This window comes from Streptomyces rapamycinicus NRRL 5491 (assembly GCF_024298965.1).
Lineage (GTDB): Bacteria > Actinomycetota > Actinomycetes > Streptomycetales > Streptomycetaceae > Streptomyces > Streptomyces rapamycinicus.
Genome location: NZ_CP085193.1, coordinates 11,729,286 through 11,744,744 on the forward strand (window position 1 = coordinate 11,729,286; position 15,459 = coordinate 11,744,744).

Annotated in this window: 13 protein-coding genes and 1 pseudogene; 10 read left to right on the plus strand and 4 right to left on the minus strand. The window is 71.8% G+C overall.

Features of this window, described 5'->3' with window-relative positions:
• Window positions 1-3: 3 nt before the first annotated feature.
• Complete coding sequence (locus LIV37_RS48135) at window positions 4-780, plus strand: ABC transporter ATP-binding protein (protein ID WP_020874353.1); 777 nt, start codon at window positions 4-6, stop codon at window positions 778-780.
• Here the strand turns inward: LIV37_RS48135 and LIV37_RS48140 are convergent.
• A complete protein-coding gene (locus LIV37_RS48140) occupies window positions 777-3,470 on the minus strand; it encodes a carbohydrate-binding protein (protein ID WP_020874354.1) in 2,694 nt (897 codons plus the stop codon). The two genes, LIV37_RS48135 and LIV37_RS48140, sit on opposite strands and share 4 nt — an antisense overlap.
• 197 nt (window positions 3,471-3,667) lie before the next feature.
• Entirely contained in the window at window positions 3,668-4,198 is a 531-nt protein-coding gene (locus LIV37_RS48145) for an IclR family transcriptional regulator (protein WP_020874355.1), read from the minus strand.
• A gap of 15 nt (window positions 4,199-4,213) precedes the next feature.
• On the opposite strand from LIV37_RS48145, the gene LIV37_RS52830 reads away from it, so the two are divergent.
• From LIV37_RS52830 to LIV37_RS48165, 4 genes and pseudogenes are all read left to right on the plus strand, one after another.
• The gene (locus LIV37_RS52830) at window positions 4,214-4,414 is read left to right on the plus strand and encodes an aldehyde dehydrogenase family protein (RefSeq protein WP_020874356.1); all 201 of its coding nucleotides are present in this window, start codon (window positions 4,214-4,216) and stop codon (window positions 4,412-4,414) included.
• Window positions 4,414-5,349, plus strand: a complete 936-nt coding sequence (locus tag LIV37_RS48155) for an aldo/keto reductase (RefSeq protein WP_020874357.1) — start codon at window positions 4,414-4,416, stop codon at window positions 5,347-5,349. Before LIV37_RS52830 ends, LIV37_RS48155 begins: the two co-directional genes overlap by 1 nt.
• A 39-nt stretch (window positions 5,350-5,388) precedes the next feature.
• Window positions 5,389-5,883, plus strand: a pseudogene (locus LIV37_RS48160) (HAD-IA family hydrolase); the annotation flags it as partial.
• 86 nt (window positions 5,884-5,969) lie between these two features.
• Entirely contained in the window at window positions 5,970-7,100 is a 1,131-nt protein-coding gene (locus LIV37_RS48165) for an NAD(P)/FAD-dependent oxidoreductase (protein WP_243146567.1), read from the plus strand.
• A gap of 12 nt (window positions 7,101-7,112) precedes the next feature.
• Here LIV37_RS48165 and LIV37_RS48170 read toward each other — a convergent pair whose 3' ends face one another.
• Window positions 7,113-7,922, minus strand: a complete 810-nt coding sequence (locus tag LIV37_RS48170) for a DeoR/GlpR family DNA-binding transcription regulator (protein ID WP_020874360.1) — start codon at window positions 7,920-7,922, stop codon at window positions 7,113-7,115.
• Window positions 7,923-8,091: 169 nt separating this feature from the next.
• On the opposite strand from LIV37_RS48170, the gene LIV37_RS48175 reads away from it, so the two are divergent.
• The 4 genes from LIV37_RS48175 to LIV37_RS48190 are packed head-to-tail and all read left to right on the plus strand — an operon-like array spanning window position 8,092 to window position 12,892.
• The gene (locus LIV37_RS48175; protein WP_020874361.1) at window positions 8,092-9,441 is read left to right on the plus strand and encodes an ABC transporter substrate-binding protein; all 1,350 of its coding nucleotides are present in this window, start codon (window positions 8,092-8,094) and stop codon (window positions 9,439-9,441) included.
• On the plus strand, window positions 9,441-10,460 hold the full coding sequence (locus LIV37_RS48180; protein WP_020874362.1) for a carbohydrate ABC transporter permease: 1,020 nt from the start codon (window positions 9,441-9,443) through the stop codon (window positions 10,458-10,460). The genes LIV37_RS48175 and LIV37_RS48180 overlap by 1 nt, the downstream gene beginning before the upstream one ends.
• Window positions 10,461-10,463: 3 nt before the next feature.
• Complete coding sequence (locus LIV37_RS48185) at window positions 10,464-11,345, plus strand: carbohydrate ABC transporter permease (RefSeq protein ID WP_020874363.1); 882 nt, start codon at window positions 10,464-10,466, stop codon at window positions 11,343-11,345.
• On the plus strand, window positions 11,342-12,892 hold the full coding sequence (locus tag LIV37_RS48190) for an ADP-dependent glucokinase/phosphofructokinase (protein WP_121826500.1): 1,551 nt from the start codon (window positions 11,342-11,344) through the stop codon (window positions 12,890-12,892). Before LIV37_RS48185 ends, LIV37_RS48190 begins: the two co-directional genes overlap by 4 nt.
• Window positions 12,893-12,916: 24 nt before the next feature.
• Here the strand turns inward: LIV37_RS48190 and LIV37_RS48195 are convergent, their stop codons facing one another.
• Entirely contained in the window at window positions 12,917-14,113 is a 1,197-nt protein-coding gene (locus LIV37_RS48195) for an IS110 family RNA-guided transposase (RefSeq protein ID WP_167525938.1), read from the minus strand.
• Between the two features lie 231 nt (window positions 14,114-14,344).
• Here LIV37_RS48195 and LIV37_RS48200 point away from each other — a divergent pair, with 231 nt between their 5' ends.
• Window positions 14,345-15,358, plus strand: a complete 1,014-nt coding sequence (locus LIV37_RS48200; RefSeq protein ID WP_020874364.1) for a tagatose 1,6-diphosphate aldolase — start codon at window positions 14,345-14,347, stop codon at window positions 15,356-15,358.
• Window positions 15,359-15,459: the final 101 nt, after the last annotated feature.

Sequence of the window (15,459 nt, forward strand, 5' to 3'; positions counted from 1 at the left end):
GACATGCTGCGGATCGACCGGCTCAGCCATCGCTACGGCGACGGCCCCGATGTGCTCCAGGACATCGAACTCACCGTCCCCGACGGGCAGTTGGTCACCCTTGTCGGCCCGTCCGGCTGTGGCAAGTCCACCCTGCTGCGCTGTGTCGCGGGCCTGATCCGCCCCTCCGCCGGGCGGATCACCCTGGACGGGGAGGTGGTGGACGGCGTCCCGGACCGGCTCGGAGTGGTCTTCCAGGACTACAGCCGCTCGCTCTTCCCCTGGCTCTCGGTGCGGGAGAACGTCGCCCTTCCGCTGCGGCGGCGCGGACTGCCCCGCGCGGAACGCCATGCGGCGGCGGTGGCCATGCTGGAGCAGGTGGGCCTGGCCGACGCCGCCCGCCGCCACCCCTGGCAGCTGTCGGGCGGCATGCAGCAGCGTGTCGCGCTCGCCCGCGCCCTGGCCGCCCGGCCCGCGCTGCTGCTGATGGACGAGCCGTTCGGCGCGCTGGACGCGCAGACCCGGGAGGATCTGGAGGATCTGCTGCTGCGGCTGCACCGGGCCGAGGGAATGACGATTCTGCTGGTCACCCATGACATCGACGAGAGCGTCTATGTGGCGGACCGGGTGGTGGTGCTGGCTCCGGAACCGGGCCGGGTGCGGGCGGATCTGCCGGTGGCGCTGCCCGCCGAACGCGACCAGATCGCCACCCGGGGGCTGCCGGAGTTCATCGCGCTGCGGACGGAGGTGGGGCGCGCGGTCCGCCAGGGAGCGGCCACGACCCCACCTCCGAGCGGCTAACGCAACGTCAGCCAGTCCACGGCGGCCACCCGGTGGCCGCCCGTGGCGACGAGATAGACGTCATGGGAGCCGGTCACCGTGCGGGGGAGACGCACCGAACGCTCCCGCCACTCGTCCGTGCCACCGGTCCCGCGCACCGGAAGCGTGGCCGCCACCGGTCCTTCGGGTGAGTCCAGGCGCAGCCGCAGGGCGCAGTCCCCGCAGCCGCCGGACGCCAGCCGCACCGTCAACGTGTCCGCGCCCGCGCCGAACCGTACGCCCCGGAAGCCGATCGCGTCCCCCGTTCCGAGGACCGAGGTGGCCGCCTCGCCGCGTTCGACACCCCGGACCACCTCGGCGCGCTCCGCCTGAAGAGCGGCGGCCGCGTCGGGGCCGTCGGCGTAGAGCCGGATCTCGTTCACCGCCCACGGGTTCTCGCCCGGCCGCGTCAGCTCGATCCGCAGATAGCGGGCGGTGCGCTGCCCGAAGACCGCGTCCTGGGTGAAGGAGCGGCCGCTGACCCGGGCCACCGGCGTCCCCCAGTGCTCACCGTCGCGGCTGACCGAGACGGTGAAGCCAGAGGGGTGTCCGGTGGCGTCAAGACCCGCGTCGATCGCCAGCCGGCCGAAGGTCTTCGCGGTGCCGAGATCCACGGTGAGGGACTGACCGGCGGCCTGGGGGGCGTCGCCCTTCCACTGGGTGGTCTGCACCCCGTCCACGGCGGCCGAGGCATCGGCGCCACCCGAGGCGGTCGCCTTCCAGCCGTCGTTGCGGACCCGGGTCTCACAGCCCGCCAGCCGGCAGCCGGAGGACCAGATGGGCTCGCCGTACTCGTACGCGCCCTGGTCCGGTCCGTCGCCCCGGACCTCGCCGGTCACCCCGTCGACCTGCTCGCCCGCGTCGATGGCGGGGGAGTCCGCGCGCGGCCAGAGTTCGCCGTTGCGCGCGTCGGTGTAGCGCGGATCGGCCGGCGGCAGCAGGTTGTTCCGTACGACGGGGGCGGGGTCGCCGGGGCCGGAGATCTCCATCGGTGTGAGCGCCACGTCGTTGCTCACATACGTCCCGGTGGCGTCGGTCGCGCCGCTCAGCCGGACGGCGGCGGTGGAAATGCCCGTGCCGTACGAGGAGTTGTGGTCGCGGTTGCCGAGGCTGACACTGCTGTGGCCGTTGAAGAAGGTGCCGCGGGTGCCGGTGTTGTACGCCACGTTGTGGTGCAGCAGGAAGTTGCCGGAGGAGTTGTCGATGTAGTAGCCCACCTGGCCGTCCGCGTCATGCACGGTGTTGTGGTCGACGCTGGTGCCCTTGGCGTCCAGGTTGCAGCACACATAGAACGGGCTGCCGTCGCGTGAGGTGCGCATCGCCTCGGAGAGGTCGTTGTAGGCGATCCGGTTGTCGTGGAAGGGCACCCCGTTCAGCTGCCAGGCGGTGTCGATGCTCGCGCGGCCGGTGCGGCGGATGGTGTTGTGGGTGACGGTCTGGCCGCCGCCGTTGACCTCGATACCGGGGGTGTAGCTGCCCATCCAGCCCACGTCGTGGATGTAGTTGCCGGTGACGGTGTTGCCGCTGCCGCGCAGCAGCACACCCGTGCCCGCGGAGTAGCCGATGTCGCTGTCGCGCAGGGTGTTGCCCCGACCGAGGATCTGGACACCGGAGTTCAGCACCCGCGAGGCGACGATGTGGCCCTCGCCGGGCGGGATGGCCAGTTCGTCGTCGCGTGGCATGGGGAGCGTGGAGAACTCCGAGATGTAGCGGGCCCGGACCCCCTCGACCAGCACACCGGTGCTGTCGGCGCCGGTGCGCAGCGAGGTGCCCCACAGCTCGAGGCCGCGGACGGTGACATGCGAGCTGTGCGAGAGGTCCACGCCCCAGCTCTCGTGCTTCGCGGTCACGGTGTGGCCCGCGATACCGCCCTTGGGCGGGACCAGATAGAGGCGGCCCGCGTCCTTGTCGTAGTACCACTCACCGGGCTGGTCCAGCGTGGCCTTGGCGCCGACCAGGTAGTAGTTGCGGTAGTTCTGGTCGCCCATGCACAGCGGGGTGCAGCGGTAGTTGCCGCCCTTGAAGTCGAGGGCGCCGTCCGATGTGGCGGTCACGGTGCCGGTCTGCTGGCTCCACGGGTTGGAACCGGCCCACAGATGGACGGTGGCGCCGGTGAAGTCGCCGTCCGGCAGATCCGGGTCGTCGATGTGCTGGTCGGTGGAGGAGCGCTCGGCCACCGCCCAGGACGGATTGAGCGGATCGGAGCCGGAGTTGGGCCAGCGGCCCTCCATGGCGCGCTCGCCGTCCAGGAACAGCGCGTTCTCGCTGCGGTCGAGCGGGAGGTCCACATCGGCGGCCACCAGACCGCCGCCCGCGTCCTGCCACCCGGTCACCGCCCGTGTCCCGTCGATGGTGACCGCCCCGTCCCCGTACGCCGCCAGGGTGACCGGGGCGTCGGCGCGGCCCGAGGGCGGGGCGACCCGCTCACGGTAGTTCCCGCGGTGGATCAGACAGGTGTCCCCGGGCCCGACCTGCTCGGTGCAGCGGCCGATGGTGCGGAACGGATGGCGCGAGCTGCCGCTGTCGTGGTCGGCGCCCCAGGTGGCGACGTGATACGTACGCCCCTGCTGTCCCTGCCCGTCCTGCGCCGTCGCGGTGCCCGGTAATGCCGCGGTGAAGACCGCCGTCGCCGCGGCGACGGCCAGGGATATGCGCCTGAGCGTGGATCTCATCTACCGCCTCCAGTGTTCAGGGTCGACCGAAACCTAGGAGAAACATCGGATGAGGTCAACGGATGGAGGCAAATTCAAGGTCAGGACTGCGGATATTCCTCGAGACAGATCCGATGTCTCTTTCCGCAAGTCGACTTATTGATGAAGATGCATTCGCTCGCCGAGCATGGCTCGCACATCCTCTGACAGCACAGCCATCACTCGAAACGACGGGCGCTGATCTCCGCCGCGAGGGCGCAGACATCGGGCAGGTACTGGTTGCGATTGAGGGCGTAGCCGTCCCGCCGGACCCGCTCGAGCTCCTCGCGCAGCTCGTGCGGATCGGCGATGGTGGCATCGCCGTAGCGGTCCAGTCCGTCCGCGATGACCTCGTCGACCTCGTCGGCGGGGAGGAGGGCGAGGACCGCGTGGCCGGTGGCCGTGGCGTGCATCGGCGAGGTGTCGCCGACTTGGTGGTACGTGCGCACTGCCTGGTTGCAGTCGACCCGGTCGACCCGGTCGACCATGACCATGCAGCGCAGTCCGTCCGGCACGGCCAGATGGATGGTCTCGTCGACCGCGTCGCGCAGCCGGCACATCGGCTCGCGTGCCGCCGCGAACAGGCTCGACCCCTGGTGGGCGGCCGGGCGGACCGCGAGCACCCGGGCGCCGACCTCCCAGCGTGTGATGTCGCCCCGGCTGGCGCGCAGCCACCCCGCCTCGTTGAGCGTCACCAGGGTCCGCCGCACGACCTGACCACCGCGATGCGCCTCGCCGACGGGATCAGGGCCGGGCAGGTCAACGTCAACGCGGTGGGCGTGGGCACCGGGGTGGAGCTGCCGTTCGGCGGCTACAAGCACAGCGGATGGGGACGCGAGAAGGGGCTGGCCGCCCTGGACGGCTACACCCGGCTGAAGAACGTGTGCATCGGCTTCGGCCAAGGCCCCGCGGTGGGGGAGGGCTGATGCGCTACCGGCGGCTCGGGGCCACCGGGCCACGCGTCTCGGTCGTGGGCCTCGGCGGCAACAACTTCGGCTCACGGCTGGACGGCGACGCCACCCGGGCCGTCGTCCACGCCGCGCTGGACGCGGGCATCACCCTCTTCGACACCGCCGACACCTACGGCGGTTACGGCGGGGCCGGTCAGGCGGGGGACAGCGAACGGCTGCTCGGCGCGGCGCTCGAGGGCCGCCGTGACACCGTGGTGCTGGCCACCAAGTTCGGCATGGCCATGGGGCCGGAGTACGACCGCTTCGGCCCGCGCGGCTCCCGGGCGTACCTCCGGCACGCCGTCCGGATGTCGCTGCGGCGGCTCGGCACCGACTACATCGACCTGTACCAATACCACGAGCCGGACGGTGTCACCCCGGTCGCCGAGACCGCCGCCGCGCTGGAGGAGCTGGTGGCCGAGGGCGTGGTGCGCCACTACGGCTGCTCGAACATGGCCGGGCCCCAGCTGGTGCCCGGATTCGTCTCCACCCAGGTCCGCTACCACCTGCTGGACCGCACCGCCGAAACCGCGCGGGCCCCCGCCGCCACCCGGGCGGGCACCGCGCCGCTGCCGTACTGCCCGCTGGCCAACGGCCTGCTCAGTGGCAAGTACCGGCGTGGCGAACCACCGCCGCCGGGCAGCAGGCTGTCCTGGCGGCAGGGGTGGCTGACCGACGCGGCCCTCGACCGGGCCGAGGCGCTGACGGCATACGGCGCCGAGCGCGGCCAGCCGCTGCTGCGGGTGGCGGTCGGCGGGCTCGCCGCCCTCCCCGGGGTGGGCTCCGTGATCTGCGGAGCGATGACCCCGGAGCAGGCCACCGCCAACCCGGCGGCCGCCGCCTGGATACCCGACGCGGCCGATCTGGCCGCCCTCGACGACATCGTGGCCCCCGGCGAACGGGTGGTGTGAGTTGCCCCCAACGATGCTGAACCCAGTGCGGTGGAGTACATGCGCCAGGTAGTGACCTTCGACGCCTACGGCACCCTCGTCGACTTCGAACTCGTCCCCGCGACCCTCAAGACGCTCCAGGACCGGCTCGACCTGGACGGGCTGGATGTCGACAAGTTCCTCGACAACTTCCGGGTCATGCGCTTCCAGGCCGTGCTGGAGGCGTACCGCCCGTACGACGAGGTGCTGCACTCCAGCCTGGAGAAGGCGATGCGGCTGCACGGACTGGAGTTCCGCACCTCGGACGGCGACGCCCTGGTGGAGGCGGTGTCCGGCTTCGGGCCGTTCCCCGAGGTGCCGGACGCGCTGCGGGCCCTGAAGTCCCGCTACGAGATCGCCATCATCTCCAACACCAACGACGATCTGATCGCCCGGAACATCGAGCGCGTCGGCGTGGACTTCGACCATGTGATCACCGCCCAGCAGGCGGGTGCGTACAAGCCCTCCCGGGAGACCTTCGCGTACGCGCACAAGACCATCGGCGTCGACCCGTCCCAGGTCATCCACACCGCCCAGGGCTCGGCGGCGGCCTCACCGGACTGTCCACCGCGCTGCACACCGCCCGCAAGGGCGCGGACGTCCTGCTCGTGGAGAAGGGCAAGATCGGCTCCGGTGCCTCGGGGCGCAACGGCAGCATGTGCACCCAGGGCATCACCATCTCCACCGGCGAGGCGCGCAAGCGCTACGGGCAGCCGCGCGCCCGCGAGCTGTACGACGCCTTCCGCGCGGCGGTGGACGTCGTCGAGGAGCTGACCGAGAAGGAGGGCATCGACTGCGACTTCACCCGGTGCGGCCGGCTCGGTGTGGCGTACAAGGCCGAGCACTTCGAGCGGAAGAGGGCCCAGCAGCGCGATCTGGCCGAGAACTTCGGCCATGAGACGGTGCTGCTGAGCCGGGATGAGCTGCGCGCCGAACTCGGCTCGGACTACTACCACGGCGCGCTGCTGGACCCGCTCAGCGCGGCGCTGCACGTCGGCAAGTACGTCCACGGCCTCGCGGCCGCCGCCGAACGGGCCGGGGCGCGGATCCACGAGCGCAACGCCGCCACCGCCGTGACCCGCGAACCGGACGGCTCCTTCCTGGTGGAGACGTGGCACGGCACCGTCCGGGCGAAGCAGGTGATGGCGGCCACCGACGCGTACACCGACCGTTCGCTGCCGTGGTTCCGCAAGCGGCTGGTGTCCGTCGGCAGCTTCGTCATCGTCACCGAGCCGCTGGGCGAGGAGCCGGCCCGGGAGATCATCCCGAAGGCCCGGCTGGTGGTCGACTCCAAGGACATCGGCCACTACATCCGGCTCACCCCCGATCAGCGCCTCGCCTTCGGCGGCCGGGCCCACTTCGCCCCCTCCGACCCGGCCTCGGACCGCCGCGGCGGAGCGGTGCTGAAGCGCGAAATGGCGGAGGTCTTCCCGCAGTTGCGCCATGTGGACATCGACTGTGTGTGGGGCGGCAGCGTCGGGTTCTCCTACGACCGCGTCCCGCACGCCGGCCAGGCCGACGGCGTGTACTACTCGATGGGCTACTGCGGCCACGGTGTTCAGCTGGCCACGTACATGGGCCGTGCCATGGCCGAGGTGATGGACGGCCGCCCGGAGGCCAATCCACTGCGCGGCATCGGCTTCCCGCGGATCCCGGTGCCCTTCTACAACGGGACGGCCTGGTTTCTGCCGTTCGCCGGGGCGTACTACAAGGCCAAGGACCGGCTCATGTGAGCCACTGTGTGGTCAGCCGTCCTCGGGGAGGTACGGGCCGGCGAGCGTGACCCCGGCCCGTTCCAGGGCGTGGGCCAGCTCATCGCCCGGCGGCCGCTCGCTGACCAGTACGTCGACACGGCTGAGCGGGCAGATCAGGGCCAGCGCCCGGCGCTCGAACTTGGCCGAGTCCGCCAGCACCACGACCCGGGACGCGGAGTCCATCATCTCCTGGATCATCTGGGCCTCCGGGATGTTGGACACCGAAAGTCCCGAGGCGCTGACCCCGCCCACCGCGATGAGGGCGGTGTCCGCGCTCACCCCGGCGGTGTCGGGGAAGCGTATCGGGCCGATGGTGACCAGCGCGGTGGTCCGGCAGCCACCGCCGAGGACGAACAGATCGCGCAGGGCCTGAACCGGGACCATCCCCGGCACCCGCAGATTGTTGGTGACGATCGTCAGCCCCCGGTGGCCGCCGAGCGCGGCCACCGCCGAGAGCACCGTGGTGCCGCCGTTGACGAGCAGCGTCTCGTTGTCCCGCACCAGCCGGGCGGCGGCGGTCCCGATGGCCTCCTTGGCCTCCCGGCGCTCGTTCAGCCGGTCCGTCATCGGGCTGTCCGCCGTGGCGAGTTCGCCCCCGGGCACGGCCCCGCCATGGGTGCGCGCCACCAGGCCGCGCGCCGCCAGATGGTCCAGATCCCGCCGTACGGTGTCGACCGAGACGGCGAACTCCTTCGCCAGCTCCGCGATGGTGGCCTGGCCGCGCTGCTGGATGAAGGCGGTGAGGTCGGCGCGGCGGCGCGCGGGCAGGTTCGCCGCCCGGGTGCCCTCTGCTGACGTCATCGTGTGGTCCCCCTTTTCGACGCTGCGTAACACCGCAGATTCTCGCACCTTACCGCAAGAAGCCGCAGCACGACCCTTGACCGTGGGGTGTGGCCGCCGTAGCTTGCAGCAAAGAGCCGCATAAACCAGCGCAGCTTTGTACGCCTTTCTGCGCGTCAATGGAGTCGCCGTGGAGCCGCACCACCCACCCATACGCCCCGAGCCGCCCTGGACCCGCCGACGGGTCGCCGCCACCGCCGCCACCGCCGCCACCGCCCTCGGCGGCCTCGCCGCCGCCCCCGCGCTCACCGCCTGCGGGGGCGATGAGCCCGGCCGGAGCGTCGGCGGAGGCGGTGGCCGCAGAAGAGAACTCACCTTCGCCTGCGCGGCGTTCACCGGTGGCGCGGCCGGTATGCAGTCGTTCGCCGACCGCTACAACGCCGCCCAGACCCGCTACCGGGTCACCGTGCGCGATCTGCCGCCGCCCAGCTCCAGCACCGAATGCCATCAGCAGCTCACCCAGCTGCTGGCGCGCAAGGACGGCACGGTCGACGTCTTCGCCCAGGACGTGGTGTGGATCGCCGAACTGGCCGCGGCGGGCTGGGCGCACCCGCTGGACAGGGACGTCTCCGCGGCGCTGCGGCGCTCCTTCTTCCCCGGTGTGGTCGAGGCGTGCACCTATCGGGGCCGACTCGTCGCCCTGCCCTGGTACGTGGACGCGGGCGGCCTCTACTACCGCACCGACCTGATGCGGGCGCTCGGCCGCAAGCCGCCGACCGACTGGCACCAACTGGCCGACCTCGCGGCCGAGATGCGGCACCGCCGGGTGCCCATGGGCTATCTGTGGCAGGCCAAGCAGGCCGAGATCCTCCTGTGCGACCTGGTCGAGTTCATCGCCTCCAACCGTGGCCACATCATCGACCCCTCGGGCGCGGTGCGCGTGGACAGCCCCGCATGCGTCGAGGCCGTCCAGTTCATGCGCGACCTGGTGTACCGCTACAAGGTCAGCCCGTCCGAGGTGTTCTCGTGGGACGAGGAGCCCAGCCGCCGCCCCTTCACCGCGGGCCGGGTCGGGATGATGCGGCACTGGAGCTATGTCTACGGCGTCTCCCAGAACCCGGACCAGTCCAAGGTCGTCGGCAAGGTCGGCGTCGCCCCGCTGCCCAGTTTCCCCGGCGGCACGTCCTCCTCCTGCCTCGGTGGCTATCAGCTCGGCGTCGCGGCGGGATCCCGCAACAAGGAAGGCGCCATGGACTTCCTGCACTGGCTCGCCGGCACCGAGGCCCAGCTCGCCTTCGCGCTCGACTTCGGCAACGCCCCCTCCCGCGTCTCGGTCTACGACGAGAAGAAGCTGGCCGAGGGCCAGCCCGCGATGGTCAAGCTGAAGGAGGCGTTCGGCAACGGCGTGCCCCGCCCCGTCACCCCGCACTACTCCCGGGTCAGCCTCGCCCTCCAGTCCGCGGTCTCCCGCGCCCTGGTCTACGGCGATGTGCGCGGCACCCTCCGCTCCGCCCGGCGCGACCTGGAGGCGATCGTCTGATGGGCCACCTCGCCTTCTTCCACAGAACGCCCGGGCACACCCCGCTGCGCGGCAAGCACCGCGCACCCTCCCTGGAGCAGCCGCGGCTCACACCCGGCGAGGGCGCCCCGCGCCGCCTGGTACCCAGGCGCGAGTCCTCGTCCGCGGGCCCGCGCCTGGTGGGCATCGTCCTGCTGGCCCCCGCGCTCGCCGCCGTCCTCGCCGTCTCCCTATACCCGGTGCTGCGCACCCTGTGGCTGTCCCTGCACGACGCGGGGTTCTCCACCGGATCGCACTTCACCGGCACCGCCAATGTGTCCCGGCTGCTCGGCGACGACCTGTTCTGGAACGCCTGGTGGCGCACCGTGGCCTTCGCCTTCGGCACCACGCTCGTGGAGACCGCGCTCGGCATCGGCTTCGCGCTCGTGCTGCACCAGTCCTTCCGCGGCCGCGGCTGGGCCCGCGCCGCCGTGCTCATCCCGTGGGCCATCCCCACCGTCGTCACCTCGCGCATGTTCGGCTGGATCTTCGACGGGCAGTCCGGTGTCGCCAACTACCTGCTGACCCGGCTCCATCTGACCGACGGCTACATCAACTTCCTCGGCGATCCGCACACCGCGCTGCCCACCATCGGGCTCGCCGACATATGGAAGACCACCCCGTTCATGGCGCTGCTGGTGCTCGCCGCGCTCCAGACCGTGCCCAGGGAGCTCGGCGAGTCCGCGAAGATCGACGGCGCCTCGCCCTGGTGCACCTTCCGCTGCGTCACCCTCCCGGTGATCGCGCCCGCCCTGCTGATCGCCGCGCTCATCCGGGTCCTCGACGCCTTCCGGGTCTTCGACCTGCCGTACGTCCTCACCGGCGGCGGCCCCGCGGACTCCACCGAGACGCTGTCCACCTTCGGCTACAAGACCCTCTTCTCCGGCCTCGAACTGGGCTACGGCTCGATGATCGCCACCGCCGCCTTCGTCACCGAAGTGCTCATCGCCGCGGGCTTCGCCTACTACCTGAGCCGGCGCTACCGCGCCCTGGAGGGCTGAGCCATGACCGCCATCCCCGCGCCCCTCCCCGCCGCGCCCGCCGCCATCCGGGCCCGCCGCCGGGCCCTGACCCGCCGGGTGCTGTTCCGGACCGCCGTCGGCGCGGTCGTGCTCTGGTCCGTCGCACCGTTCCTGTGGCAGCTCAGCACCTCGTTCCAGCGGGACCGCGATCTGTCCTCGGTGACCCCGCACTGGCTGCCCGTCCCGGGCACGCTGGAGCACTACCGGGCCGTCTTCACCGACTACGAATTCGGCAAGTACATGATCAACAGCGTCATCGTCACGGTCACCGCGACCGCGATCGGACTGCTGCTGGCGGCGCTGGCCACCTATGCGCTCGCCCGGCTGCCGGTGCCCGGCAAGGGCGTGGTGCTCGCCGTGGTCCTCGGCCTGTCGATGTTCCCGCAGATCTCGATCGTCGTCCCGCTCTATCTGGTGCTCAACACCCTCGGGCTGCTCGACACCTATACGGGGCTGTCCAGTTCGTACGTCGGGCTCGCCCTGCCGCTCATGATCTTCGTGCTGTACGCGCACTTCCGGTCCCTGCCCACCCAGCTGGACGAGGCCGCCGCCATCGACGGGGCGGGGCTGCTGCGCACCCTGCGCAGTGTGATCCTGCCGCTCGCGCTGCCCGGGATCGCGGCCGCCGGAATGCTCGGCTTCATCACCAACTGGAACGAGTTCATGCTCGCGCTGGCCTTCACCTCCTCACCCGAGCACCAGACCGTGCCGGTCGGCATCGCGGGCTTCCAGTCCCAGTACTTCGTCCCCTGGGGCGACATGGCCGCCGCCTCCGTCGTGGTCACCGTGCCGCTGGTGCTGATCGTCATGCTCTTCCAGCGCCGCATCGTCGCGGGCATCACCTCCGGGGCGGTGAAGGAATGACCGGGCGGGCCACCGCGCGGCCGCTGCGGGCGGTCAGCCGGGACGAGGTCTGGGCGGACCGGTACCGCGCCCTCGCCGCGCGGGTCCGCGCCCGGGCCCGTACGGCCGCACCGGTCCTCGCCGGATTCAGCGCCTGCGTCGACCACGTCTACCGGATGGACCCCGCCCGGATCGCCGCACTCGTCGAGTGGGCGGGGACCGCCGGACCGGCGGGCCGGGTGGCCGCCGAGGTCCACCGGCGGATCCGCCAGGGCCACGGCGGGGAGATCGTCGAGCTGTGGCCGGGCGGCACCGAGTGGGTGAGCACACTGCTCGGCGCCCCCGACCAGGTGCAACTCGGCGGCAGCGGTCCGCAGGCATCCTGGGCGCTGGCCGTGCTCGGCGCGCCCAGCGTCGTTCCGCTGGCCGACCGCGGCACCGAGCAACTGGCGGTGCTCCACCCCGAGGTACGGCTGTGCACCGCCACCGGCACCGTCGCGGCCGGACAACTGGCCACCGCCACCACACCCACGGGCCGTACCGCGTACGGCCCGTACGGCCGGGGCGGTTCGGGCGGCCCCGGTGGCCGTCCGGGCGACCTCGGCGGTGCGGGCGGTGCGGGCGGCCTGGGTGATCCGAGCGGTCCCGGCGGCCTCGGCAGCCCTTACAGCCCTGGCGGTCCCGGCCGTCCCGGTGCGGTCAAGCAGCCGCACAGTGTCCTGGAGTTCGCCGCGGGCACCCCCGTGCCCGGACTGCCGGACGGGCTGCCGCGTTCCTCCCGGATCATCCTGCGGTTCGTGGACGACGGGATCGAGCGCGACGAGTGGTTCGCCGCCCGCTCCGGCGAACTGGCCCGCACCGCCGCGGCGGGCCTGCTGTCCGGCATGAACGGGCTGCCCGAGGATGGCACCGGGCCCGCCGACCGGGCCTGGCTCACCGAGGTCGTCCGCACCTGGCGGGACGCCGGACTGCCGCTGCTCCACCTCGAGCTCGCCGAGTTCGCCACCGTCCGCGCCCTGCGCGCGGGATGCGACGAGTACGCCCCGCTGGCCGACTCCGTCGGCATGAGCCTGTCCGAACTCGCCGCGCTCGCCGGGCCCTCGGCCCGTGCCTCGCCCGTCACCGCCGCGGCCCGGTTCGCCACCGCGTACCACCTGGAGCGGGTCTGTGTGCACGCCGACGGCTGGGTCCTCGCGGTCCACCGCGGCGACCCCACCGAGCAGCGGACCGCGCTGATGACCGGCAGTCTGCTGGCCGCCGCGCGGGCCGCCCACGGCGAGCCCACCGCCGACCTCGAACCCGCGGCCGCGGCCGGTTACACCGAGGACCGCCCGGCCGACGGCTCGCTGGGGGATGGGCTGCGGGCGGACTGCGTACCCGCGCCCCACCTCTGCCGGCCCGCGGCCACCATCGGCCTCGGCGACACCTTCGTGGGCGGGCTGCTGCTCGCACGCTCGCTCCCGCCGGACGACCCGCCGCACCGGCCACCGTCCCGCACCACGACCGACCCTCCCAGCGCCACGACCGTCACCACGACCGACACCACGACCGACCTTGACGCCCCTTGATGAAAGGACTTCCCAATCGTGATGTCAAGCCGCAGTCGTGACGGGAGGTGAACCTTGGTAGCACTGTCCGTCACGGATCATCGCCCACAGGACGTTGAGCCTGCGGCGGGCGAGCGCGAGCAGGGCCTGCTTGTGGCCCTTACCCTCGCTTCTCTTCCGCTGGTAGTACGCCTTGGACGCGGGGCATGTCGTGATGCTGACCATCGCCGAGAGGTACATCGACCGCAGCAGTCCGCGGTGGTAGCGCCGGGGGCGGCGCAGGTTGCCGCTGACGCGGCCGGAGTCACGGGGCCTGGGGGCAAGGCCGGCGAAGCCGGCCAGGCGGTCGGCGCTGCCGAAGGCGTCCATGTCACCGCCGGTCGCGGCGATGAATTCGGCGCCGAGCTTGGGGCCCATACCGGGCAGGCTACGGATCACCTCGGCGTGCGGATGCTCGCGAAACGTGGCCTCGATCAGGGCGTCAAGCTCGACGATCTCCTCATCAAGGGCCATCACCCCCTTCGCGAGGCGGACCACCATGGCGGCCGCCAGCTTCTCGCCGGGCAGTGCGGTCATCTGGGCCCGGGCGGCCTCCACAACCGTCTTCGCCAGCGCCGCGGCACCGCGGACCTTGCGGTTCTTCAGCCAGGTCTCGATCCGCTGGACGCCGGCGCGGCGGATCGCGGCCGGGGTCTGGTAGCCGGTCAGCAGCATCACCGGGCCTTTATTGACCAGGTCCAGCGACCGCTCCAACGCGGGGAAGATCTCCAGCAGTTGGGCGCGGAGCCGGTTGATCTGCCGGGTGCGGTCGAAGACCACGTCAAGGCGCCGGTTGGTCAGCGTGCGCAGGTCGACAGCGATCTCGTCACCGGGCCTCAGCAGCCCGAGGTCCCGGCGAACGCGGGCCTGGTCGGCGATGACAAAGGCGTCCTTCGCGTCCGTCTTGCCTTCGCCCTTGTAGGTGGCCGAGGCACGGTGGACTGCCAGGCCGGTCAGATAGGCCATCGGCTGATCGTGGCTGAGGAGCAGGCAGATCAGCAGGGCAGCTCCGCCGTGGTTGAGATCGACGGCCCACAGCACGTCCGCGGATATCGCCAGGACATCGCCGATGAGGTGAAGCAACTCGGTCTCATCGTTCAGGACCCGGCGCGACAGCAGCCGTTCGCCGTCCGCGTTGATCACCACGCAGTGGTGGTGTTCCTTGCCGATGTCCACTCCGGCCCAGATCTCGGGCACGGCCACCTCCGCCAGCTCGCCGTCTCACATGTCACCCGCAGACGACCTCGCCGACGTTGTCCTACAGCAGCGATCGAGTCGCGTCTCCCAATTGGCGGTCGAGTCGTCGCGGGGTCCCGGGCGGCCAAGTCCTTTGAGCCTTGCCAACGGCGCCCACATGCCAGCCATACCCAGAACCCCTGGGCCCTCCGATCTTACGAATGACCAGAGCAACCACCCTTGAAAGGTAGGACCCTCATGAGCACCTCCGACCTGACCACCGATCCGGGCAAGTTGCGCGGCCTGACCCGGGTGACCAGCGCGGACGGCTTCTTCCTGATCTGCGCCCTGGACCATCTCTCGGACTTCGCCGAGCTGCTGGCCCCGGACCCCGGGACGGTGAGCTTCGCGGATGTGGTCCGGGCCAAGGACGCCGTGATCCGGGCCGTCGCGCCCAGCGTGACCGCCGTACTCCTCGACGCCCACTACGGCATCGGCCATCTGACGGCGAGCGGCGCCCTGCCCCGCGACGTCGGCCTGATGGCCAGCATCGAGGACGAGGACTACAGCATCCCCGAGGGGCCGCGCCGCACCCGGCACCGCGAGGGGTGGTCCACCCGGCAGATCAAGCTGGCCGGCACCGATGTCGCCAAGCTGCTGTGGTGGTACCGCCCGGACGGCGACCCGGCCACCGCCGAACACCAGCGCCAGGTGGTGCGCGACCTGGTCGCCGAATGCGCCGAGCTGAGCCTGCCCCTGGTCGTGGAGCCCATCTGGTACCCACTGCCCGGGGAGGACCCCGGCTCGGCGGAGTGGAAGGAGCGGCGGGTCGAGGGCATCATCCGGTCCGCCGTGGACGCCGACCGGCTGGGCGTCGACATGCTCAAGGTGGAGTTCCCCGGCTACGTGGACACCGAGCAGGGGCGGGAGCGTGCCGCGGCCGCCTGCAAGGAGCTGGACTCCTCGGTGCGGGTCCCCTGGGTGATCCTCTCCGCCGGGGTGGGCTACGAGGACTTCCGCACCCAGGTGCGGATCTCGGCGCAGGCCGGGGCGTGCGGCTATCTGGCGGGCCGGTCGATCTGGCGGGACGCGGTGTCCACCCACGACCCCGAGGGGCGCGCCAGGGGCATCGAGCAGGCCAGGGGCCGTTTGGACGAACTGAACGCGGTCATCCGTGAGCACGGCAGGCCGTTCCTGCCCGGGCGCTCCCTCGACCAGGCGCTGGACCGCCTGCCCGAGGGGTGGTTCCACGACTGGCACCCGGCCGTCTGACGCCCGTCGTGGCCCCGTGACGGGGGCGGTGGGCGACCCTGACCCGCCCACCGCCCCTCGCCAACGGCTCACCCGCCACCGCCCGTTCACCCGCCACCGCC